22 protein-coding genes are annotated in these 20,368 nt (G+C 70.6%); 14 read left to right on the top strand and 8 right to left on the bottom strand.

Features of this window, described 5'->3' with window-relative positions; translation table 11 throughout:
- Nucleotides 1-62: 62 nt before the first annotated feature.
- Together ABQ271_RS10260 and ABQ271_RS10255 are read left to right on the top strand one after the other, a co-directional pair.
- Nucleotides 63-797 carry a M23 family metallopeptidase gene (locus ABQ271_RS10260; protein WP_349308665.1) on the top strand — a complete coding sequence of 245 codons (735 nt, stop codon included), beginning with the start codon at nt 63-65 and terminating at the stop codon, nt 795-797.
- Between the two features lie 305 nt (nt 798-1,102).
- Nucleotides 1,103-1,600, top strand: a complete 498-nt coding sequence (locus tag ABQ271_RS10255) for an HNH endonuclease (protein WP_349308664.1) — start codon at nt 1,103-1,105, stop codon at nt 1,598-1,600.
- A gap of 8 nt (nt 1,601-1,608) precedes the next feature.
- On the opposite strand, the gene cynS is transcribed toward ABQ271_RS10255, so the two are convergent.
- Nucleotides 1,609-2,079 carry a cyanase gene (gene cynS / locus ABQ271_RS10250; RefSeq protein ID WP_018188567.1) on the bottom strand — a complete coding sequence of 157 codons (471 nt, stop codon included), beginning with the start codon at nt 2,077-2,079 and terminating at the stop codon, nt 1,609-1,611.
- Nucleotides 2,080-2,232: 153 nt separating this feature from the next.
- On the opposite strand from cynS, the gene ABQ271_RS10245 reads away from it, so the two are divergent.
- The 6 genes from ABQ271_RS10245 (at nt 2,233) to ABQ271_RS10220 (ending at nt 10,615) form a co-directional block, all read left to right on the top strand.
- Nucleotides 2,233-2,928, top strand: a complete 696-nt coding sequence (locus ABQ271_RS10245) for a helix-turn-helix domain-containing protein (protein WP_349308663.1) — start codon at nt 2,233-2,235, stop codon at nt 2,926-2,928.
- 112 nt (nt 2,929-3,040) lie between these two features.
- The gene (locus ABQ271_RS10240; protein ID WP_349308662.1) at nt 3,041-4,027 is read left to right on the top strand and encodes a nuclease-related domain-containing protein; all 987 of its coding nucleotides are present in this window, start codon (nt 3,041-3,043) and stop codon (nt 4,025-4,027) included.
- 129 nt (nt 4,028-4,156) lie between these two features.
- A complete protein-coding gene (locus ABQ271_RS10235) occupies nt 4,157-4,843 on the top strand; it encodes a hypothetical protein (RefSeq protein ID WP_349310889.1) in 687 nt (228 codons plus the stop codon).
- Entirely contained in the window at nt 4,843-6,444 is a 1,602-nt protein-coding gene (locus tag ABQ271_RS10230) for a DNA polymerase Y family protein (RefSeq protein WP_349308661.1), read from the top strand. Before ABQ271_RS10235 ends, ABQ271_RS10230 begins: the two co-directional genes overlap by 1 nt.
- A complete protein-coding gene (locus tag ABQ271_RS10225) occupies nt 6,444-10,061 on the top strand; it encodes an error-prone DNA polymerase (protein WP_349308660.1) in 3,618 nt (1,205 codons plus the stop codon). Before ABQ271_RS10230 ends, ABQ271_RS10225 begins: the two co-directional genes overlap by 1 nt.
- Nucleotides 10,062-10,144: 83 nt before the next feature.
- Nucleotides 10,145-10,615 carry a metalloregulator ArsR/SmtB family transcription factor gene (locus ABQ271_RS10220; protein ID WP_349308659.1) on the top strand — a complete coding sequence of 157 codons (471 nt, stop codon included), beginning with the start codon at nt 10,145-10,147 and terminating at the stop codon, nt 10,613-10,615.
- Nucleotides 10,616-10,675: 60 nt separating this feature from the next.
- Here the strand turns inward: ABQ271_RS10220 and ABQ271_RS10215 are convergent, their stop codons facing one another.
- Nucleotides 10,676-11,707, bottom strand: coding sequence for a GTP-binding protein (locus ABQ271_RS10215; protein ID WP_349308658.1), 1,032 nt, complete (start codon nt 11,705-11,707; stop codon nt 10,676-10,678).
- A gap of 64 nt (nt 11,708-11,771) precedes the next feature.
- Between ABQ271_RS10215 and ykgO the strand changes: the two genes are divergently transcribed.
- Entirely contained in the window at nt 11,772-11,894 is a 123-nt protein-coding gene (ykgO, locus tag ABQ271_RS10210; protein ID WP_036311902.1) for a type B 50S ribosomal protein L36, read from the top strand.
- A 7-nt stretch (nt 11,895-11,901) separates the two neighbouring features.
- On the opposite strand, the gene ABQ271_RS10205 is transcribed toward ykgO, so the two are convergent.
- Both ABQ271_RS10205 and ABQ271_RS10200 read right to left on the bottom strand, forming a co-directional pair.
- A complete protein-coding gene (locus ABQ271_RS10205; RefSeq protein WP_349308657.1) occupies nt 11,902-13,365 on the bottom strand; it encodes a PepSY-associated TM helix domain-containing protein in 1,464 nt (487 codons plus the stop codon).
- A gap of 38 nt (nt 13,366-13,403) precedes the next feature.
- Nucleotides 13,404-14,000, bottom strand: a complete 597-nt coding sequence (locus tag ABQ271_RS10200; protein ID WP_349308656.1) for a hypothetical protein — start codon at nt 13,998-14,000, stop codon at nt 13,404-13,406.
- 116 nt (nt 14,001-14,116) lie between these two features.
- On the opposite strand from ABQ271_RS10200, the gene ABQ271_RS10195 reads away from it, so the two are divergent.
- A complete protein-coding gene (locus ABQ271_RS10195; protein ID WP_349308655.1) occupies nt 14,117-14,401 on the top strand; it encodes a hypothetical protein in 285 nt (94 codons plus the stop codon).
- Nucleotides 14,402-14,448: 47 nt separating this feature from the next.
- Nucleotides 14,449-14,808: a hypothetical protein gene (locus ABQ271_RS10190; RefSeq protein WP_349308654.1), complete on the top strand. Its 360-nt coding sequence runs from the start codon at nt 14,449-14,451 to the stop codon at nt 14,806-14,808.
- 59 nt (nt 14,809-14,867) lie between these two features.
- Here the strand turns inward: ABQ271_RS10190 and ABQ271_RS10185 are convergent, their stop codons facing one another.
- On the bottom strand, nt 14,868-15,149 hold the full coding sequence (locus ABQ271_RS10185) for an iron-sulfur cluster assembly accessory protein (RefSeq protein WP_076707978.1): 282 nt from the start codon (nt 15,147-15,149) through the stop codon (nt 14,868-14,870).
- A 120-nt stretch (nt 15,150-15,269) separates the two neighbouring features.
- Nucleotides 15,270-16,157, bottom strand: a complete 888-nt coding sequence (locus tag ABQ271_RS10180; RefSeq protein WP_349308653.1) for an AraC family transcriptional regulator — start codon at nt 16,155-16,157, stop codon at nt 15,270-15,272.
- A 120-nt stretch (nt 16,158-16,277) separates the two neighbouring features.
- On the opposite strand from ABQ271_RS10180, the gene ABQ271_RS10175 reads away from it, so the two are divergent.
- From ABQ271_RS10175 to ABQ271_RS10165, 3 genes are all read left to right on the top strand, one after another.
- The gene (locus ABQ271_RS10175; protein WP_349308652.1) at nt 16,278-17,066 is read left to right on the top strand and encodes an SDR family oxidoreductase; all 789 of its coding nucleotides are present in this window, start codon (nt 16,278-16,280) and stop codon (nt 17,064-17,066) included.
- Nucleotides 17,067-17,149: 83 nt separating this feature from the next.
- Nucleotides 17,150-17,695, top strand: a complete 546-nt coding sequence (locus tag ABQ271_RS10170; protein ID WP_349308651.1) for a hypothetical protein — start codon at nt 17,150-17,152, stop codon at nt 17,693-17,695.
- Between the two features lie 19 nt (nt 17,696-17,714).
- Nucleotides 17,715-18,611: a hypothetical protein gene (locus tag ABQ271_RS10165; RefSeq protein WP_349308650.1), complete on the top strand. Its 897-nt coding sequence runs from the start codon at nt 17,715-17,717 to the stop codon at nt 18,609-18,611.
- Here the strand turns inward: ABQ271_RS10165 and ABQ271_RS10160 are convergent.
- Both ABQ271_RS10160 and ABQ271_RS10155 read right to left on the bottom strand, forming a co-directional pair.
- A complete protein-coding gene (locus ABQ271_RS10160; RefSeq protein ID WP_349308649.1) occupies nt 18,596-19,738 on the bottom strand; it encodes a GDSL-type esterase/lipase family protein in 1,143 nt (380 codons plus the stop codon). The genes ABQ271_RS10165 and ABQ271_RS10160 overlap by 16 nt on opposite strands.
- The gene (locus ABQ271_RS10155; protein WP_349308648.1) at nt 19,735-20,292 is read right to left on the bottom strand and encodes a WHG domain-containing protein; all 558 of its coding nucleotides are present in this window, start codon (nt 20,290-20,292) and stop codon (nt 19,735-19,737) included. Before ABQ271_RS10155 ends, ABQ271_RS10160 begins: the two co-directional genes overlap by 4 nt.
- Nucleotides 20,293-20,368 lie beyond the last annotated feature (76 nt).

Genomic DNA, 20,368 nt, shown 5'->3' with positions numbered 1-20,368 from the left:
TCAGTCGTCGCGCCGTCGCTCAGACGCCCGCTACCCGTTCTGCCGCCACTCGTCCGCACCCGATGCGCAGCTTCCTGACCGTCGCCGCCGTCGCCGGCATGGTCGCCACCGTCGCCATCCCTGCTTTCGCTGCAGCTGACCGGGGCGATGTCGCCCAGGCTCGCACGCTGCAGCAGGTGTCCGCGGATGACGCGCAGTCGCTCGTCGTCGCATCCGAGGGCAGCCCCGCCACGCTCGACCGCGGCGGCTACTCGGCCACGACCCCCGAAGAGATCGAGTCTGCGAAGGCGAAGGCCGCCGCAGAAGAGGCCGCGAAGGCCGCACTCGCCGCTCGTCTCGCCTCGTCGTCGTCCAAGGCGCGGGCCTCGTCGAGCTTCTCCTCGGCCGTTCCGCTCGTGTCGCCGGGCTCCGGCACCGTCCGTCGGCCGCTCGCGCACTTCGACAACTTCGGGCGCCCGTACGCCGGACACAAGGGCACCGACTACATGGTCGGCCGCGGCGAGCCGATCTACGCCGTCGCCGACGGCACCGTGGTCGCCTCCTCCGAGTCAGGTCCGGGCTGGGGCGTGTACGTCAAGATCGCCCACAACATCGGTGGTACGCGCGTCACCTCGCTCTATGCGCACATGGATTGGGGCACGCGTCGTGTCTCCGTCGGCGACACGGTCTCCGTCGGGCAGCTGATCGGCCAGGTCGGCTCCACGGGTCGTGCCAACGGCACCCACCTGCACCTCGAGATCCGTATCAACAACGGGTACACCAACGCCGAGTCGTGGCTTCAGGCCAACGCCGGCTGACGACACACAGCATCCGTTCTGCTGTTGTTCGCCCAGGGGCATCCCCGGGTGTAATACCCTGACCCCGACGCTCGTTCGAGCCGAGGGGAGCCGCATGGACATCCAACCCCGCATTCGCAACCGGAATGCGCTAGGTCGGCATGTGCTGCGGCATCGTGTGCACGATTGCCACGACGTCGGTCGTGCGAATAAGGCGCTGTCTTCATGACGGTGCCTTTTTTCGTACCCGCACCCCTCTCGACCCGCACCGCGTCGACGAAACGGAAGGCCCTGAAGCCGTCAGGGCCGTTCGAGAGGACACCCCTATGCGCACTCTGGTGCTGAATGCAGGCTATGAACCCCTGGCTGTCATCTCCTTCAAGCGGGCCATCGTGCTCGTCATGACCGAGAAAGCCACCATCATCGAGCGCGTCGAGGAGGACCCCGTCTGGGGGACCAGTGACGTGTACGACCGGCCGGCTGTCATCGTGCTGACCCGGTACGTGCGGATTCCGGCCAGTCGCCGGGTGCCGGTCACGCGTCGCGGTGTGCTTCGCCGCGACGGGCACCGGTGCGCCTACTGCGGAAAGAGCGCGTCGACGATCGATCACGTCCTGCCGCGCTCGCGCGGGGGAGCGGACTCCTGGGAGAACCTCGTCGCCGCGTGCCTGCGCTGCAACAACGTGAAGGGCGACCGCACGCCGCAGGAGATGCACTGGGAGCTGCGGTGGATGCCGCAACCACCCCGCGGCGCCGGCTGGCGCGTGCGTGGTGCCGAGCGCGCAGAACCTGCGTGGGAGCCGTACCTGGCGCTCGCGGCGTAGCGCCCAGGTCAGACGCCGGATTCGACCCAGGCGTAGGGCAGGAACTTGCCGTCGATCGTGATGACGACGCGGTCCCCGTCGGGGTGTGCGACGCGGTCGAGAGAGATGCTGCAGTTGATCGCGCTCATGATGCCGTCGCCGAAACGGTCGTGGATGAGGGCTTTGAGCGCGGGCCCGTAGACCTGCACGAGTTCGTGGAAGCGGTAGATCGTCGGGTCGGTAGAGAGATCTGCCTCGGCGGCGCGGTTCGGCTGGCGGGTGAGGGCGTCGACGAGCGCGGCGTCGAGTCCGAGGGCGTCGCCGAGGCGCTCCGCTTCGGCCGGGGGGAGGGCGTGCATCCCGAGAACGGCCGCGGCGGTCCACACCGGCGGACGGCCGATGAGCTCGCTCACCGCGTCCCACGAGAGTCCGCTCTTGCGTCGCACCTCGTCGATGGCGGCACCGGCGGCCTGCTTGCTGATGATCTGGGGGAGCGTCATGACGTGTCCTCTCGTCGGTTCGTTCCATCGGACCAGTCCCGGAGCGTGAGGCGGCAGGAAGAACGCGCACGGATGCCGTCGTTGTGCGCACGTGTGACACGGTCGAAACGCGCGCGACGCGCCAGGGCAAACCTCGGTGCCTAGCGTGGGCCCATGGCGGCGATCGAGCAGTGGATGCAGGCGGTGGTGGATGCCGTCCCGCAGCCGCTGTGGGTCATCGGACCCGGTGGCGCCGTCGCCCACCTGAACGAGGCCGCCGGGCGGTTGCTCGGATACTCCGATCCCCGCCGGGTCGTGGGAGGTCCGAGCCACGAGGTGCTGCACGGGCATCGCGCAGACGGCTCCGCCTACCCCGCGCACGAGTGCCCGATCGTCCACGCGGCGGATCACGGCGGTGACCCGCGGGGCAACGAGGTGTTCGTCACCCGCGCGGGACGGCCGCTCGACGTCGCGTGGCGGCTGGCGGAACTGCCCCTGCCCGAGCATCGACTGCTGTCGTTCGAGCCGCAGGCGCAGGTTCCGGCGATGCGCGGGGTGCCGTCGGCATCCGCTCTGCGTGCGCAGATCGCCGCGCGGCACCGCGACCCGGAGTTCTGCGTCGACGTGCTCGCGCGGGATGCGCACGTGTCCGTGCGGACGGCGCAGGCCGTGCTGGGGCGCGAGGGGGAGAGCCCTGCGGCGCTGATCCGCGAGTACCGGCTCGGGAGCGCGCAGGGGCTGCTCCGCGACGGGATGCCGGTGGCCGCCGCGGCGTACGGTGCCGGCTTCCGCGATCCGGACACCTTCGCGCGCGCGTTCCGGCGCCGGTTCGGTGTAGCGCCGGGAGCGTTCGCCCGCGACGCGGGCTGAGCCCCGGCATCCGGTCTGCGCGTTGACGCGGGTTGTGGGGAGTGCGCCCGCGCAGGAGGCCGCTCGCGTAGCGTGAGGGGCTCGATCGAGACCGATGCCCCGTAGGAGCTTCATGGATACGACGACGGTGGTAATACTCCTGATTCTGGGATTCCTCGTGGTGGGCTTGGCTGCCTGGGTGGTGTTCTCGCACCGCCGGCACACGCGTCGATTGGCGGGTCTCGCCGAGACGGCTTCCGCCGAGCGCCAGCAGTGGGAGATGCATCTGCAGCAGGTCGTGCAGGAGGGTACGGCAGCGCATCTCGCCGATGTCGCGGCCGAACGGCGGGAGAAAGAGGAATCCCAGGCTCTCGTCGCTCGCTACCACCAGGCCTACACGGCGTCCCTCAAGTGGGAGGTGGGGAGTCGGGCGAAGCTCCTGGAGATGGTGTCGGCGCACGGACTCGACGGCGTCTTGTTCTCGGGGATCGTCTTCGCCACGGGTGGCCGGGAGCAGCCGAAATATGTGACGCAGCTCGATCATGTGCTGCTCATGGACGACCGCGTGATCGTGATCGAGGCGAAGAACTGGAAGGGTGTCGTGTTCGACGGGGTCGCTCCGTCGTCCGTGCACGCGGCGTTCGGCGCGCTGATCGACGCCGGTTCGGACGGCGAGTTCGCCATCCAGGTGCGGCGAGAGGATCAGGGAACGGGGCTCTCGATCACACGGCACCCGGACCCGAGCGGTACCTCGGAGAAGCACTCCGTGGCTCCGCGCGTGCAGGTCCGAAGGCAGGCCTTCGCGCTGCGCCGGCTCATCGAGGCCAGGACCGGTGAGGACCTCAGCATCGACGCCTGCGTCTTCTACTCGCACAAGAGCGTCCGACTCTTCACGCCGCGGAAGGGGGCACCGTCACGGACGCCGTACACCCCGGTCTTCGATACCGCGGGTATGCGCGCCCACCTCGGCGCGCTCGGACCCGGTCGCATCGGACCGGGCCTCATCGAGCGACTCGCGCCGGGCCTGGCCTCGATGGCGACGGATGCGACGGGCGTCGGTGCGTACGCCGAGGAGTGGCAGAGCGTTCTCGACGCCGTTCAGGGTGAGCAGGTGGACTGAGGCTCGGCATCCGCTCGTTCGGAGTGGGGGAAGGCGGGCGCGGGCGATGTCGGAACCCGTGCGTATCTTCGAGGTAGACCGCTTGAGTCATTCGAACAAAGCTTCTACCATGTCGAGGTGAGATCCATCGTGCGAAGCACCGCCACTGCCCAAGAGGTGCAGCGGCTGCGCGCGCAGATGGCTCAGATCCAGGGGCGCAAGCTCGACGCGCCGCCCCTTCCCACCCATCCTGCCCTGGCCGATCTGCTGCCGGGCGGGGGACTGCGTCCCGGATCGTCGTATTCGATCGGCGGCTCGATGTCGCTGCTGTTCGGCCTGTTGGCGCAGCCGTCGCAGACGGGCAGCTGGTGCGGGGTAGTCGGGATGCCGGGGTTCGGCGCCGAGGCGGCCGAGAAGGCGGGCGTCGACCTGACGCACCTCGTGCTGATCCCCGAGCCGGGACCGCGCTGGCTCGCCGTGACGGCGACGATCGCCGATGTGCTGCCGGTCGTCGCGGTGCGGCCGCCGACCCGGGCGAAGGATGCCGACATCTCGCGGCTCGCGGCGCGCATGCGGGAGCGCGGGGTCGTGCTGCTCGTGCAGGGGCCGTGGCCGCAGACCGAGGCGATGATCGACGTGACCGACGCCCGCTGGTCGGGGCTCGGCGACGGGTACGGGGTGCTGTCGGATCGAGAGTTGACCGTCACGGTGACGAGCCGGCGCTTTCCGGTGCCGCGGTCGTCACGGATGCTGCTGCCCGCCCCCGACGGCGCGATCGCGGTGCGCGCGCAGCCCGTCGCGCCGATCGTCGACCTGCCGATGCGGGCGGTGAGCTGATGGATCCTGCGCTCGTCGACACCGGAACCGAGCCGGTGCGGAGCCTCGTCGTCTGGGTGCCCGACTGGCCGGTCATCGCGCTCGGGCTCGAGGGGCTCGCCGAGGTCGACCAGCCGATCGCCGTCTTCGCGAAGGGGACGGTCGCCGCGACCTCGCCGACCGCGCGTGCCGACGGGGTGCGCCGGGGGATGCGGCGCCGCGACGCGCAGGCGCGATGTCCGCAGCTCCAGGTGGTCGACGCCGACGACGCCCGCGACCACCGCACGTTCGCGCCGCTCATCGCCCGGCTCGAGGAGATCGCGCCGGGTGTGCAGCTGCGCGAGCCGGGGCTCTGCGCGCTGCGGGTGAAGGGACCCGCCCGGTTCTACGGCGGCGAAGCGGGTGCGGCGACCGCGCTGACCGGCGCGCTCGCCGAGCTCGGCGTGCACGACGTGCGCGCGGGTGTCGGCGACGGTCCGTTCACGGCGGAGCAGGCAGCCCGGGCGACGGGAGTCGACGCGCCGCTCCGGATCGTCCCGCCGGGGGCGGCGGCCGCGTTCCTGTCGACGCTGCCGGTGGCTTCGCTCGAAGACGAGTCGGTCGCGAGTCTGTTCGCGCGCCTCGGCATCCACACGCTCGGCCAGCTGGCCGCCCTTCCGCCCGAACGGCTCGTCGAGCGGCTCGGCCCCCGCGGGGCACGGCTGCACGCGCTCGCGTCCGGGCTCGACTCGCAAACCGTGCAGCCGCGCACCCCACCGCCCGAGCTCGACCGCGAGGTGAGCTTCGAGCCGCCGCTCGAGATCGCCGACCAAGTCGCGTTCGGCGTGCGCCTCGCGGCTGAGCAGTTCATCTCGGGGCTCGGCGCCGTCGACCTCGTCTGCACCGAGCTGCGCGTCGCGCTGACGGGCGACCGGGGCGATCACAGCGAGCGGGTGTGGCTGCATCCAGGCGCGTTCGATGCCGCTGCCGTCGTCGACCGGGTGCGCTGGCAGCTCGCCGAGCGCGGGCTCAAGAGCGCCGTCGCGAAGGTGCGGATCGCGCCCGAAAAGGTGGATGCGGCATCCCATCACGTGACGGGGCTGTTCGGTTCGGGGCCGGAAGAACGCGTGCACTCGGCGCTGTCGCGCGTGCAGGCGATGCTCGGGCACACCGGGGTCGTCACCCCGGTGCTCGGTGGCGGCCGGTGGCTCGCCGAGCGGCAGGTGCTCGTGCCCTGGGGAGACGGCGGAAGCAGGGGGGACCGAGCCGTCATCGCCGAGCGGGCGCGGCCGTGGCCGGGGAGCCTGCCCGATCCGTTGCCGGCGACCGTCTTCCCCGAACCCGTGCCGGTTGCGGTGATCGACCACGACGACGACATGGTCGCCGTCGACGGGCGGGGAGAGCTGACGGCCGAGCCGGTCGCGCTGATCCTCCCCGGAGCGCCGGACGCGTCGGGGGCGCGCAAGCCCCGGCATCCGCGCCGCATCGAGTCGTGGGCGGGACCGTGGCCGGTCATGGAGCGGGGGTGGGATGCCGCACGCGCCCGCCGCGCGCATCGGTTCCAGATCGTCGACGAGGCGCAGACGGCCTGGCTGCTCGTCTGCGAAGAGGGCGTCTGGCATGCCGAGGGCAGGTACGACTGATGGGGTGGGGCAACAACCCGTCGGTCTCGTGGTCCGAGATGGAACGGATCCTCAGTGACCGCCGCCGCCCCGAGGGAGCGCCGGCGGGAGCCGACGGCGGCGACAGTCCGGCGTGGTCGCACAAGCGCGGTAAGTACCGCACGCCCGAGATCGAGCGTCCGGTCGATGCGGTGCCGTACGCAGAACTGCACGCGCACTCGTCGTTCTCGTTCCTCGACGGCGCGTCCTCACCCGAGGACCTCGTCGAAGAGGCGGAGCGCCTTGGCCTCCACGCCCTCGCGATCACCGACCACGACGGGTTCTACGGGATCGTCCGGTTCGCCGAAGCCGCCGAGCACCTGCAGCTGCAGACCGTCTTCGGCGCCGAGCTGTCGCTGGGGCTCCCCGGTCCGCAGAGCGGCGAGCCCGACCCGCACGGCAGTCATCTGCTGGTGCTCGCGCGTGGCGAGGAGGGCTATCACCGGCTCGCCGCAGCCATCACGCACGCACAGTTGTCGGGCGGTGAGAAGGGGCGCCCGGTCTACGACCTGCACGACCTCGCCGACCGCGCCGGAGGGCACTGGCAGGTGCTGACCGGATGCCGCAAGGGCGCCGTCCGGCAGGCGCTCGCCGTCGACGGGGTGGATGCCGCCGCCTACGAGCTCGACCGACTCGTCGACCTGTTCGGGGCGGAACGGATCGATGTCGAGCTCATCGACCAGGGCGCCCCGACCGACTCGCGCGACAACGACGCGCTCGCCGCGCTCGCCGCCGAGCGGGGGCTGCCGGTCATCGCGTCGAACAACGTGCACTACGCCGTGCCCGAGAAGGTGCACCTCGCCGCGGCGGTCGCGGCGGTGCGTGCGAACCGCGGGCTCGACGAGCTCGACGGGTGGCTGCCCGCGCACGCGAGCGCGCACCTGCGGTCGGGCGCCGAGATGGCACGGCGCTTTCGGCGGTACCCGGGGGCGGTGGCGCGGACCGTCGCGCTCGCCGACGAGCTCGCGTTCCCCCTGCGCCGCGCGAAGCCCGCGCTTCCGAAGATGCAGGTTCCCGAGGGGCACACGCCGATGACGTGGCTCCGGCACCTGGTGTGGGAAGCGGTACCCCGCAAGTATCCGGATGCCACCGACGCGAACCGCGCGCGCATCGAGAAGGAGCTGGGAGTCATCGAGCAGAAGGACTTCCCGGGGTACTTCCTCATCGTGCACGGGATCGTGCAGGAGGCGCGACGCCGCGGCATCCTGTGTCAGGGGCGGGGATCCGCCGCGAACAGTGCCGTCTGCTATCTGCTCGACATCACCGCGATCGACTCGATCTTCTACGACCTGCCGTTCGAACGGTTCCTGTCGGCGCTGCGCGACGAGGAGCCCGACATCGACGTCGACTTCGACTCGGACCGGCGTGAAGAGATCATCCAGTGGGTCTACGAGACCTACGGGCGCGAGCGGGCGGCGCAGGTCGCCAACGTGATCCAGTACCGGCCGAAGAACGCGATCCGCGACATGGCGAAAGCGCTCGGACACTCGCCGGGGCAGCAGGATGCCTGGTCGAAGCAGATCGAGCGCTGGGCCCACGCGCCCGGAGGCTCCGCGCAGCGCGACAGCGATGCGTGGAGTGGGCGTGGGGAGGGGGCGACGCTCGACACCCCGGGCGATCACGACATCCCCGACCGGGTCGTCGAGTACGCGGGTGAGCTGTTGAAGGCGCCTCGGCACCTCGGCATCCACTCGGGCGGGATGGTGCTGACAGACCGGCCGGTCGGCGAGGTCGTGCCGATCGAGCACGCGCGCATGGAGAACCGCACCGTCATCCAGTGGGACAAAGACGACGCGGCGTGGATGGGGCTCGTGAAGTTCGACCTGCTGGGGCTCGGGATGCTCGCCGCCCTGCAGTACTGCTTCGACATGATCGAGGCGGCGACGGGGGAGCGGTGGTCACTCGACGCGATGCCGAAGGAGGAGGCCGCGGTCTACGACATGCTGTGCCGCGCCGACTCGATCGGGGTGTTCCAGGTCGAATCCCGCGCGCAGATGGGGTTGCTGCCGCGCCTCCAGCCGCGGAAGTTCTACGACCTCGTGGTCGAGATCGCACTGATCCGCCCGGGACCGATCCAGGGCGGGGCGGTGCACCCGTTCGTGCGGCGCAAGCTCGGCGACGAGCCGGTCACGTACGCGCATCCGAAGCTGAAGCCGGTGCTGGAGCGGACCCTCGGCATTCCGGTGTTCCAGGAGCAGCTCATGCAGATGGGCATGGCGATCGGCGACCTGTCGGGGGAGGATGCCGACCTGCTTCGCCGTGCGATGGGATCGAAGCGCGGTATCGAGCGGATCGACTCGCTGAAGAAGAAGCTCTACGAGGGCATGGCACGAAACGGCCTGACCGGAACGGCCGCCGACGACATCTACGTGAAGATCCAGGCGTTCGCGAACTTCGGCTTCGCCGAGAGCCACTCGCTGTCGTTCGGGCTGCTCGTCTACGCGTCGTCGTGGCTGAAACTGCACTACCCGGCGGCATTCCTGGCCGCCCTCCTGCGTGCGCAGCCGATGGGTTTCTACTCGCCCGCGACCCTGACCGCCGACGCGCGCCGGCACGGGGTCGAGGTGCGGCGTCCCGACTTGCACGCGTCGGGGGTCGAAGCGGGGCTGGAGCCGGTGTCGGATGCGGACGGGGTGTCGCTTCGCGAGGAGATGGAGCGTCCCGAGGAGGGATTCGCGGGTTTCGCTCCTCGGGAACCGTCATCTCCTCGATTTGCGACAGGCGCGGATGCCGCGCCCCGGGATGCCGCGCCCCCGGATGCCGCGCCCCCGGATGCCGGGCACCGCCGTGCCCCGACGGGCAGGGACTCGTGCACCGACCGCATCCAACCGCCCGTGCCGACCTTCGACCGGTCGCTGCCCGACGAGTCGGCGGCGCACCGGCGCGATGGGGAGTTCGCGGTTCGGCTGGGGCTCGCCTCGATCACGGGGATCGGCGTGCCGCTGACGACGAAGATCGTGACGGAACGGGAGGCATCCGGTCCGTATCGGGACCTGCGCGACCTCGTGCGGCGCACCGGCGCGACGGCGGCGCACCTCGAGGCGCTCTCGACGGCGGGGGCGTTCGAGAGCCTCGGGATCACCCGGCGCGAGGGCATCTGGCTGGCAGGGGATGCCGCGCAGGACCGGCTGGAGTTCCTCGAGGGCTCGCTCGTGTCGGTGCAGCCGCCGCTGTTCCCCGACCAGTCGAGCTACGACGTGCTCGCCGCCGACCTGTGGGCGACGGGGGTCTCCGCCGACGACCATCCGCTGACGCACTACCGGTCGCAGCTCGACGCGCGCGGGGTGATCACGTCCCGCGGCATGCGCGAGCACGAGGTCGGCCGTCGCATCGAGGTCTCGGGTCTGGTGACGCACCGGCAGCGGCCGGCGACGGCATCCGGCATCACCTTCCTGAACCTCGAAGACGAGCACGGCGTGATGAACGTGATCTGCTCGGTCGGAGTGTGGAACAGGTACCGCCGCATCCTGCGCGACAGTCCCGCGCTCATCGCGCGCGGCATGCTGGAGCGCTCTCCCGAGGGGGTGACCAACCTCGTTGCCGATGCGTTCGAAGATCTGCGAGTGGGGGTGACGCACCGCTCGCGAGACTTCCAATGACTCGGCGTCACGTGTGTCATGAGGATCACTCTCAATTACATAAATACATTGCAATATCACTATGTGTGAGCGAGTCTTGAGGCGTGGCGAAAGAGATCGCGGCGGCAGCTGACCTGTTCAAGGTGCTCGGAAACGAGTCCCGACTCGGCCTGCTCGCGACACTCGCCGACGGCCCCCTGGTCGTCGGTGCGCTCGTGGAAGCGACGGGGCTGACTCAACCCCTCGTCTCGCAGCATCTCCGGACGCTGCGGCAGGTGGGGCTGGTCGAAGTGACACGTGACGGCAGGTCGAGCGAGTATCGCCTCGCCGACGAGCACGTCCTGCACGTGATCACCGACGCTCTCATCCATGTCCGCGAATCCGACGCCACCGACGAAACACCCCCCCAAGGAGACAACATGAGCACGGAAGAAGTCCACGCAGAGCACACGGTCGCCGAGCACGCCCACGGCGCCGCCTGCGGTCACGAGACGGTCGAGCACGATGGTCACGTCGACTACCTGCACGACGGTCACAAGCACGCCGAGCACGGCGACCACTACGACGAGCACTGACCCCTCCCCATCGACGGCGAGGTTCCACGGACTCCGTGGCCTCGCCGTCGTGCTGTCCGCTCACTCCCCGCTGCGCGTCACCTGCCACACCGGGAACGGATCCTCGAACTCCGCCCAGGCTGCCGGCCCTGCCGCCAGCTCATCATCCGTCAGGGCGGTCTCGTCGAGCGCGATGCGGAGTGCGCGGTGGTGCAGATCGAGGCCGATGAACGCGAGGTCCTCTCCGACGGCCAGGAGGCCTTCCGCCTCGGTCATCCCGTCGTCGACCTGCACGGGTGAGAAGGCGATCATCGAGCCCACGTGATCCCACTGCGCGACCGTGTGCGAGCGGGTCGCGAAGCGGCAGAACCCCGCCGAGCGGACGACGAAGCCGAACTGTCCACTCTCGATCCGCTCGTCCAGAAGCGCGGTCAAGCGGCCCGGATGCAGCGGACGGACGTTCTCGTACCGGAAAGCACTGATCCGCGAGTCGGTCATGTGCGGCGCGAACTCGCCGTTCAGCAGCTGCACCCACCCCGGCGCCTCCTGATGGTGTCGGTGCGTGCCCGCGGCGGGCAGCGGGCCAGTCGCCTCCTGATGCAGCCGCAGTCGCGCCGAGGGCGCGAGATGACTCACGAGCGCCATCGTGATCGACAGGTCGGGCGTCGACAGCCCCGCCCAGTTCACGAGCACGATCGTCGAGGCGTACTCGAGCTGCTGGACCGTGAGCAAGGCGTGGGCGGTGTAGCGCGTCCGCGGCATCCCCGTCTCGTCCGGATCGGGAGCGCCGGCGTACGTCTCGCGGCGGAGGTCGTCGACGAGGTGAGGCGCGTCGACGATGCAGACGACCCCGGTGAGCTGCAGCCCGTTGTCGTGCTCGGCGAGAGTGCCGATGACCTCGAGGACCGACGCATCGGCCGGGAACTCGGCGATGACACCGTCGCCGAGGTCGAGCCACGGCAGGAACGCCGCGGCCTGGGCGGCCGGATCGTCCGCGGACAATCGGGATGCCGGGAGGAGAGGCTTCCCCGTCGCCAGACTCAGGCGCTCGGCGTACATCGCCCGTTCAGGTCCGCACGCTCCCATCACGGCGATCACGTCCGTCTCGTGCATTCGACACCCCACTCATCCCGGTTTGTGTAGCCTTGATGATAACCGTTCTCAATAGGAGTGTGTCATGAAGGTTCGTGCGTCCCTCAAGTCCCTGAAGAACCAGCCCGGCGCGCAGGTCGTGCGTCGCCGGGGCCGGGTCTTCGTCATCAACAAGCTCAACCCCCGCTTCAAGGGCCGTCAGGGCTGAGCCACCGTCAGGCCGCCGCGCGCCTCCGCTGCACGGCGTCCACGATCACGTCCACCACGACGAACGCGGCGAGCGTCCACCCGAGAAGCGGCAGCGCGAGACCGAGCAGCACCCCACCCGCGACGACGGCGGCGACACCCCACCACGGCGCGCCGTCGAGGACGCCTCGGCGCGGCGGCATCCCGACCCGTGCGGTCTTCGTCGGGCGGCGCTTCACCCACATGACGTAGCCGAGCACGACCATGCCGGCGATGCTCATCGCGAGCAGGAACATGACGATCTGGTTCGCGAGGCCGAACATCGTGCCCATGTGGATCGAGACGCCCCATGAGGCCAGCTTCGCGGGCAGCGAGAAGTTCTCGAAGTCCACGCGGTCGACGGGCTTCAGCGTCGTACCGTCGATCGAGACGGCGTCGAGATGGCCGGGGAAGCCGCGGTCTATCTCCTGCACCTTCCACGCCTGGTCGGCTGCCGCGGGCGGCGTGATCTGCACGAGGCCGGTGTCGATGTTGACGCGCCGCGCCTCGGCGAGCACGGCGTCGAACGTGGCGGGGTCGACGTTCATCGCACCGGATGCCGCGCCGTGCCCCGCGTGCTCATCGCCGGCACCCGTAGCGCCACCGAGGCTCGTCGACACGGCCGGCGTCGTCCAGTCGAGCCCGGCGCGCAGGTCCGTGACGTTCTGTCCGCCGAAGGTCGACCACGTGATGCCGGTCGCCGACAGGAACACGGCGCCGAGCGCGATCCAGATGCCGAGGGACGTGTGCCAGCTGAAGAAGCGGCGGTACCCGGTGTGCGTCCGCGACGGCCGCACGAAGTCCTTCTTCGTGCGCGCGGTGCGGATGCGGATGATCCAGAGCGCCACGCCCGCGATCACGACGATGCCGAGCCAGGATGCCGCGAGCTCGCTGTACATCCGGCCGGGGTCGCCGAGCCCGAGGCTGCGGTGGAAGTTGCTGATCGCGGTCCGCAGCGGCAGCGACCCGCTCGTGCCGTAGACGGTCTCGTCACCCCGGATCTCGCCGGTGCCGGGGTCGACGAACACGGCGCGGGATTCGCTCTCGCCGAGGCCATCCTGCGCGAACATCACGCGCGTCGTGTCGCCGGGTTCGGGAGCGGGGCGCACGGCCGACAGCGTGGCCGCCGTCCCGACATGGGCCTCGGCGATCTCGACCTGTTCGCCGAGCGGGAGGTGCGTGTCTGTCACGGGTGCGTGCAGTTGGCGCGCGTACACGCCCTGCTCGATCGTCGGCGCGAGGGCGTAGAGCCCGCCGCTGAGCGCGGCGACGAGGATGAACGGTCCGACGAGGATGCCGGCGTAGAAGTGCAGGCGCACGAGGAAGGCGCCGAACCAGCCCGGACGGCGGCTGGTGCGCGGAGGAGCAGGAGGGGAGGACAGTGTGGCGGTCATGATCGCTTTCGAACGGAGAGGGGGCAGCGGGAAGGCGCGCCGGAAGACGGCGCGGCGCACCGCGGCATCCCTCATCGACAGCGGGACGGCGGTGCGCGTCAGATCGTGAGCGCGTGCGGTGGTCCGCGGCCTGCCGCGACCCGCAGGACGACCGAGCGGAGCACCGGCACCACGGCCGACACCGATGCGAGCGCGGGGCGGTCGAGCGCTCCGAGTGCCAGGACGGCGATGAGGATGCGGCGGCGCACCCAGCGCGCGACGTCGGCGGCGAGGGCGATCAGGCGCTGTGCGGCGCGTTCGCCGCGGTGCAGGACGGTGACCGTGACCACGGCGGCGACGCCGTGCATCGCCCACATGAGCGGGTCGGCGCCCATTGCCGCAGTCGTGCCCCCGGCATCCGTCATCAGCGTCATGTGATGCCCGTGGCCCGCGGCCGTCGGGGTGACGGCGCCGAGGACGAACAGGGTGTGGAACAGCAGCTGACTGCCGGTCACGGCGAGGGCGAGGCGGACGAGCGAGAGGCGGCGTCCGGCGAGTGCCGTGCAGACGGCGAGCGACAGGACGAGGGGGACGGCGATGCCGAGCCAGCCGGGGATCAGCCCGCCGGCGGCCACGTGCGAGAGCAGAGCCGCCCAGGTGGCGACGGATGCCGCGAGCGCGCCGCGTGCAACGCGGGAGACTCGGGACGGGCGCACGGCTCCATTGTCGCAGGGTCGGCTCGGCTTACGACGTCGGCGTCGCTGCGCAACCCCTGGGGACGATGTCGCTCGCGGGCTTACCGTGAGAGGACTTTCACCGGTCGGAGGACACCATGTCGAACTACGCACAGCGCAACGAAGCGGTCCAGCGCAAGCAGATGGGCTCGGGCGCGTTCATCGCGATCTTCGTCAGCCTCGTGTTCCTCGTGGTCGCGGCGGGCTTCGCGATCCTCGGGATGCTGTTCCTCACGATCCCGAAGCCGGTCATCGTGCTCGGCATCGTGATGCTGCTGGGCGCCGTCGCGGTGCTGATCATCGCCGGTGCGTGCATCGCCGCGTCGGTGCGGGCGCTCATGCGTCCCGCGCAGGCGAAGGCGCGCGTCGAGCGACTCGCCTGAGCTCGCCTCCGCGGGGCATTCGCGCGGATCGGTGCGAAGATCGGGGCATGTTGGCTGATGTCCTCGAGGTGCTCGGCGATGTTCTGGTCGCGGTCGGCGAGGCCCGGCAGGGGCCGCGTCGCGTGCACGGCCGCATCCGCCTCATCAGCGGAGAAGCCGGCGATCTCGAAATCGGTGAGGAGATCGGCGGCGATGCGCGTGTCGATCACCGCAGCATCATCCTGGGAGATGTGGAACTGACGGGAGTCGCCGTCGGTCCGCATCCGCTCCGCGTCTCGTACCTCGACGAGATCGCGGAGCGCGCGCAGGTCCTCCGCATCGAGTTCGATGGCGGCGTAGCGGAGTGGACCGTACCGGAATCAACGAACCTCAGGAAGCTGCGAAAGCGCATCGGCGCCTCGTTCTGACCTGAACGCACGAAAGCCCCGGACCGTTCGGTCCGAGGCTCTCGCGAAAGTCTGAAGTGTCAGACGGCCTGCGCGAGCGCGAAGCCGACCGATCCGTCCTCTTCGACGCGGGCGTCGAGGATGCGGTCGTCGAGCGCGACGCTCGCGGCCGGGTCGACGAAGACGCGGGCACCATCGGTCTCGACGACGGTGTCGCCGTCGGCGGGAGCGGGTGCGAGAGAAAGGGCGTACCCGTTCTGCGGGTCGGATGCCTCAGCGATCCGGAGTCCACCGGTCTCGGTGGGGATCTGCGAAGCGAGGTTCTTGACGGCGCTGCTGGCGTTCTCGGTGAGTGTGAGCATGATGCTCCCTTCCGTGGATTGCGTGCGTGAGCGGGCCACGATTCCGAGAATCGGATGCCGCCGCAACCTCTGACGCACCTTCGCCCTGCACTCACACGAGTTACGGAGGTTCGGTGGGCGTCAGCTCGCCCGCATCCGTTCGCGGAGTTCGGTCGCGTCGGAGGCGGGGGATCGGCCGTACGCGGCGCGGTAGTCGCGCGAGAAGTGCGATGCGCTGACGTAGCCGACCGTGGCGCCCGCCTGCGCCGCGGTGTCGCCGTCGGTGATGAGTAGGCGGCGGGCCTCACCGAGGCGGAGCCGCTTGAGGTACCGCATCGGCGTGAGCCCGGTGAGTTCGCGGAAGCGCCGACTCAAGGTGGTCGGGCTGGCGCCGACGGATGCCGCGACGCCCTCGAGCGTCCACGGTTCGGCGAGCCGGCGGGTCAGTGTCGCGATCGCCGCGTTCACGATGTCGGCGTGCGCGTGGGCCGCCGTGCCGAGCAGGCGCCCCGCCTGGTCGCTCTGCAGGAGCCGCACGACGAGCTCGCGGTTCAGGAGAGGTGCGAGAACGGGCGCCTCGTCGGGTGCGTCGAGCAATGCCAGCATCCGGTCGACGACGTCGGCGATCTCGGCGGTCATCGCGCCGAGACGTGAGGGCGTCCCCGTCGTGGCGTGAGGGAGGTGAGCTGCGACGTCCGCGACCACGGCCGGATCGAGCCGCCAGTTCACCGACACGAAGTCACCGGCCTCGCCCGTCTCGGTGACGCGGGCGAACACGGGCAGGTCGACCGGCGTGATGAGGAAGCGCTCGGCGCCCCACTCCTGATCCATCGAGGAGTCGTCGCCCGACATCTTCCGACCGGTCAGAACGACCGACAGGCACGGCGGGTAATGGACGAACACCGTCGGGGTCGGTGCGGTCGTGCGTCCGAGGATCAGTCCGAGCGCCTCGGCGCGGTGCGGGCGGTCGATGTGACGCCGCACGCGTTCGGCGCCACGGTCGAGGCTCGCCCTGATCCGTTGGTCCATGTGTTCATTGAAGCGGATGCCGGGGCTCGCCGGCCCGCTCCGGCGAACCCGCAACGGAACAGGCAAGCATCCGACCGGAACAGGCAACTCGATCGGGCGCTCGACCGTCAGCGTGGAGACATGACATCGAACCTCCTCTCCCTTCCTCGCGACCAGCGTCTCGCCGGTCGCACCGCCATCGTCACCGGCTCGTCGAGCGGCATCGGCGAAGCGATCGCGCATGTGCTCGCGGCATCCGGTGCCCATGTCGTCGTCCACGGGCGCGACGTCGGCCGTGCCGAGGCCGTTGCGGCGGCGATCACGGGTGGTGGGGGCGCGGCATCCGTCGTCACGGGGGATCTGGCGGCGAGTCCGGCCGCGGCGCGTGAGTTCGCGGGGCGGGCAGCCGAGGCGCTGGGTGGACGCGTCGACGTGCTCGTGAACAACGCGGGGATCTTCCCGATCGGGCCCACGCCGGACCTCTCCGACGACGACGTGGCGGCGCTGCTCGCGACGAACGTGCGGGTGCCGCACGACCTCGTCGGTGCCCTCGCTCCCGCGATGGTCGAACGGGGGTCGGGTGTCGTCGTGAACATCACGTCGTGGATGGCGCACGTCGGCACGCCGAACGTCGGGCTGTACCCGGCGACGAAAGCGGCGCTCGAGCACCTGACGCGCGCGTGGGCGGCGGAGTTCGGTCCGCGCGGCGTGCGGGTCAACGCAGTGGCGCCCGGCGCGACGCTCACGCCGGGCAACGAGTCGGCGAGCGACATCCTGCGGGCGATGACGGCCGTGGCTCCGGCGGGCGAGCCCGGACGGCCGATCGACATCGCGCACGCAGTGCGGTTCCTCGCATCCGATGAGGCGGCGTACATCCACGGACAGGTGCTGAGCGTCGACGGGGGAATCGTGGCGGCGCGCATCGGCTGACGGCGATGCGGTCGTGGGCCGGCGGTCGGGGGTGAGAAGGTTGTCCTCTCAGTGAGTAAGGGGCGATCGTGGCAAGGATGAGGATGCAGGCAGCCGGAGCGCTGGCGATCGCAGCGCTGTTGCTGGCGGGGTGCGCTCCCGAGCCCGCGCCGTCACCGACGGCATCCGTGTCGGTTCCGTCGCCGAGCGCGTCGTCGCCGAGCCCGACGCCCAGCGATGCGCCGATTCCCGCGCCGACGCCGAGCGCGACGCCCACACCGGGAGGCCCGCCGGCGACGCGGCCGGTCGAGCCGCCGACCAGCACCGACCCCGACGGCGATCCGGATGCCGCGGGGATGACCGCCAGCCAGGCCGGCGACCTCTGCGCCGCGGAGCAGCGGAACGGCCAGGGGGCCGGCGATACGCAGGTCGGTCAGCCGAAGGTGTACGAGCGAACCGTCTCGCCGCGGTGGTATGTGACGATCGTCGCCGAGAACGAGTTCGGCCAGTACTACCAGGAGTGCATCCTCGGGGGACCGGTCGATGACCCGGAATGGTCGTTGACGCAGGGGACTCCCGCGGATCAGATGACGACAGCGCACATCCAGCAGCAGCGCACGCAGAACGAGGGTTTCGACGAGGACCACTGACGCCCCGCTACGGTGAATCATGGCCATCACCGTGTACCCGCCGCGAGACTTCGCCCTCGACGGGCAGCGATGCCGCGTCCACGTCTATGACGTCGTCACCGGCAGCGATCGTGTCGTCTTCGAAACCGACGCGGTGCTGCTCGAGGCGCCGAACTGGGCTCCGGAGGGTCTGCTGCTGAACGGCGCCGGAAAGCTGTGGTCGTTGGACGCGGATGCCGGGGGTGCCGACATCGCCGAGGTGCCGTTCACCGGCATCCCACCCATCAACAACGATCACGTGCTCGTGCCGAAGTCGGGCGACATCCTGCTGTCGGCGAACGACGGGCAGATCTACCGCGCGCCGCGGACCGGAGGTGAGGGGACGCGGATCACCGACCCGGCTGACCCGTTCATGCACTTCTTGCACGGGGTGAGCCCGGATGGAGCGTGGATCGCGTACACCGCGCTGTCGATCGAGGACGGGCAGGTGCTGTCGGCCGATCTGCGGACAGCGCGGGTCGATGGGTCGGAAGACGCTCCGCTGCTCACCGGGCAGGTTGCGGACGGCAGCGAGTGGTCGCCGGGTGGGTCGTGGATCTACCTGAACACCGAGGAGTTCTCGCAGGCGCCGGGGCACGCGCAGATCGCGCGGATGCGGCGCGACCGTTCGGGTCTCGAGCAGCTGACGTTCGACGACCGGGTGAACTGGTTTCCGCACCCGTCGCCGACGGGGCGCGACGCGGTCTACATCAGCTTCCCGCCCGGAACGAACGGACACCCGGCCGATGTCGAGGTCGAGCTGCGCCTCGTGCGCGGCGGGCACTGGCGGCATCCCGAGACCGTCGCGACGGTGTTCGGCGGGCAGGGCACGATCAACGTGAACAGCTGGACGTCCGACGGGTCGCGGTTCGCGTACGTGGACTATCCGGTGGGGTGAGTCTCCCCGAACGCGATCGCCGCGAAGCGCTCGCCGATGAGGCGGTGCACCTCGGGGCTCGGGTGGAGTCGGTCGGGGAGCGGGTGGGTGGCGGCATCCGCTTCGCCGTAGAGGGCGAGGCCGTCGACGAGGTGCAGGTTCGGGTCGTCGCGGTGCGCGTAGACATCGGCAAGGGCGTCGCGGATGACCTCGAGGGTGAGGCGTCCGCCGGCGGTGTCGCCGGGGGTTCCCGCGGCACCGAACAGCAGCGTGCCGGTGGCGAAGGACTCGGGGTCGATGGTTCCGGGGCCGGGGGTGTTCTCGTGGATGCCACACCAGATCGGCGTGATGAGGTGCAGCGGCATGTCGGGGTGGCCGTCGCGGATAGTGTCGAGAAAGCCGTGGACGGCGGGGACGAACGCGCGCAGCCGCATCGCGTCGGCGTTCACGACGTTGATGCCGAGCGCGACGCTGATGACGTCGGCGGGGGTGTCGCGGATGATGCGCGCCATGAACGGGTCGACCTGCGCGCTACCGCCGACGCCCAGGTTGCGGAGGTCGAGTCCGGCGCGGCGGGCGGCGAGCGACACCCAGGTGCGGCTCGGCTCGGTCGCGTTGGAGCCCTGGCTGATCGAGCTGCCGTGGTGCACCCAGCGCGGGCGCTCGGTGGTGTCGGGGGTGGCGGGAGCGTCGGCGCGCAGCGCGATGAGCTCGATCGTCTCGTTGTGCGGCAGCCAGAGCTCGACCAGCTTGTCGCGCGGGTCGAGTCCGTCGATGGTGATGCGCTGGGCGGGGCCTTCGACGAGCTGACGGATGCCGGTGGCCGGGTCGGTATCGAGGGTGTCGCCGCCGTCGAGCTCGACGCTGTCGTGCAGGGCGCCGTCGATGCGGACGTCGACGCGCCCGCGCGGGCGGCTGAGTCCGCGGAGCGTGGCGCGGGTGGCATGCAGGTCGAGGTCGAGGCGGGATGCCGCGGTCCGCACCGCGATGCGCGCGCCGGCGGGCTGCGCCTCGACGCCGAGAAGTTGGGGGTCGGGGTACTGGGTGCGGACCCACGCGGGCAGGCGGTGCAGGCGCAGGCCGCGCTCGGTGGGTTCGAGCTCGGCGAGTCCGCGGACGGTCGTGGTGTCGAGGGCGATGTCGATCATGCGGGGTCCTTCGGAGTCCAGGTGCGGAGGGCGCGGTCGAGGGCGTCGAAGGCGCGGTTCCACGAGGCGTCGGTGGTCTCGTCGCGGTGGGCGAACGACGAGGCGGATTCGAGGGCGAGGTAGCCGGCGATGGTGGCGCTCGCGAAGCGGACGGCGTGCGCGGTCTCGCTCTCGGGCAGCGCGTAGTCGTCGAGCGATCCGATGACGAGCGCCGAGATGCGGGATGCCGCCGGCCCGGTGACCTCGTTGCGCTCGACCGGCAGCGAGATCATCGCCCAGCGCGCCGGGTGGGCGAAGGCGTAGGAGCGCTGCGCGTTCGCCAGCTCGCGGAGGGTCGGCGCGTCGCCGATGGTGTCGGCGAGCTCGTCGAAGACGGCGGCCTGGACGGCCCTGCGGAGCGCGGCGAGGTCGCGGACGTGGGCGTAGAGGCTGGCGGTCTGCACGCCGACGCGTCGCGCGAGCGCCGACATCGAGAGGGCGTCGGGCCCATCGGCGTCGACGAGGTCGAGCGCCGCCCGAGTGAGGGCGTCGGGGGAGAGGTTCGCGCGGGGCACGAGGAGTTAACCTACACCCTTTAGGTTTTTCGTGGCGTTCGCCGCAGTGCAAGGTATTCGTTGGGGTGTGCGCGGC

The sequence above is a fragment of the Microbacterium sp. MM2322 genome (genome assembly GCF_964186585.1).
In the GTDB taxonomy this organism is placed as follows: domain Bacteria; phylum Actinomycetota; class Actinomycetes; order Actinomycetales; family Microbacteriaceae; genus Microbacterium.
This window is presented reverse-complemented; position numbering and strand designations above follow the sequence as displayed.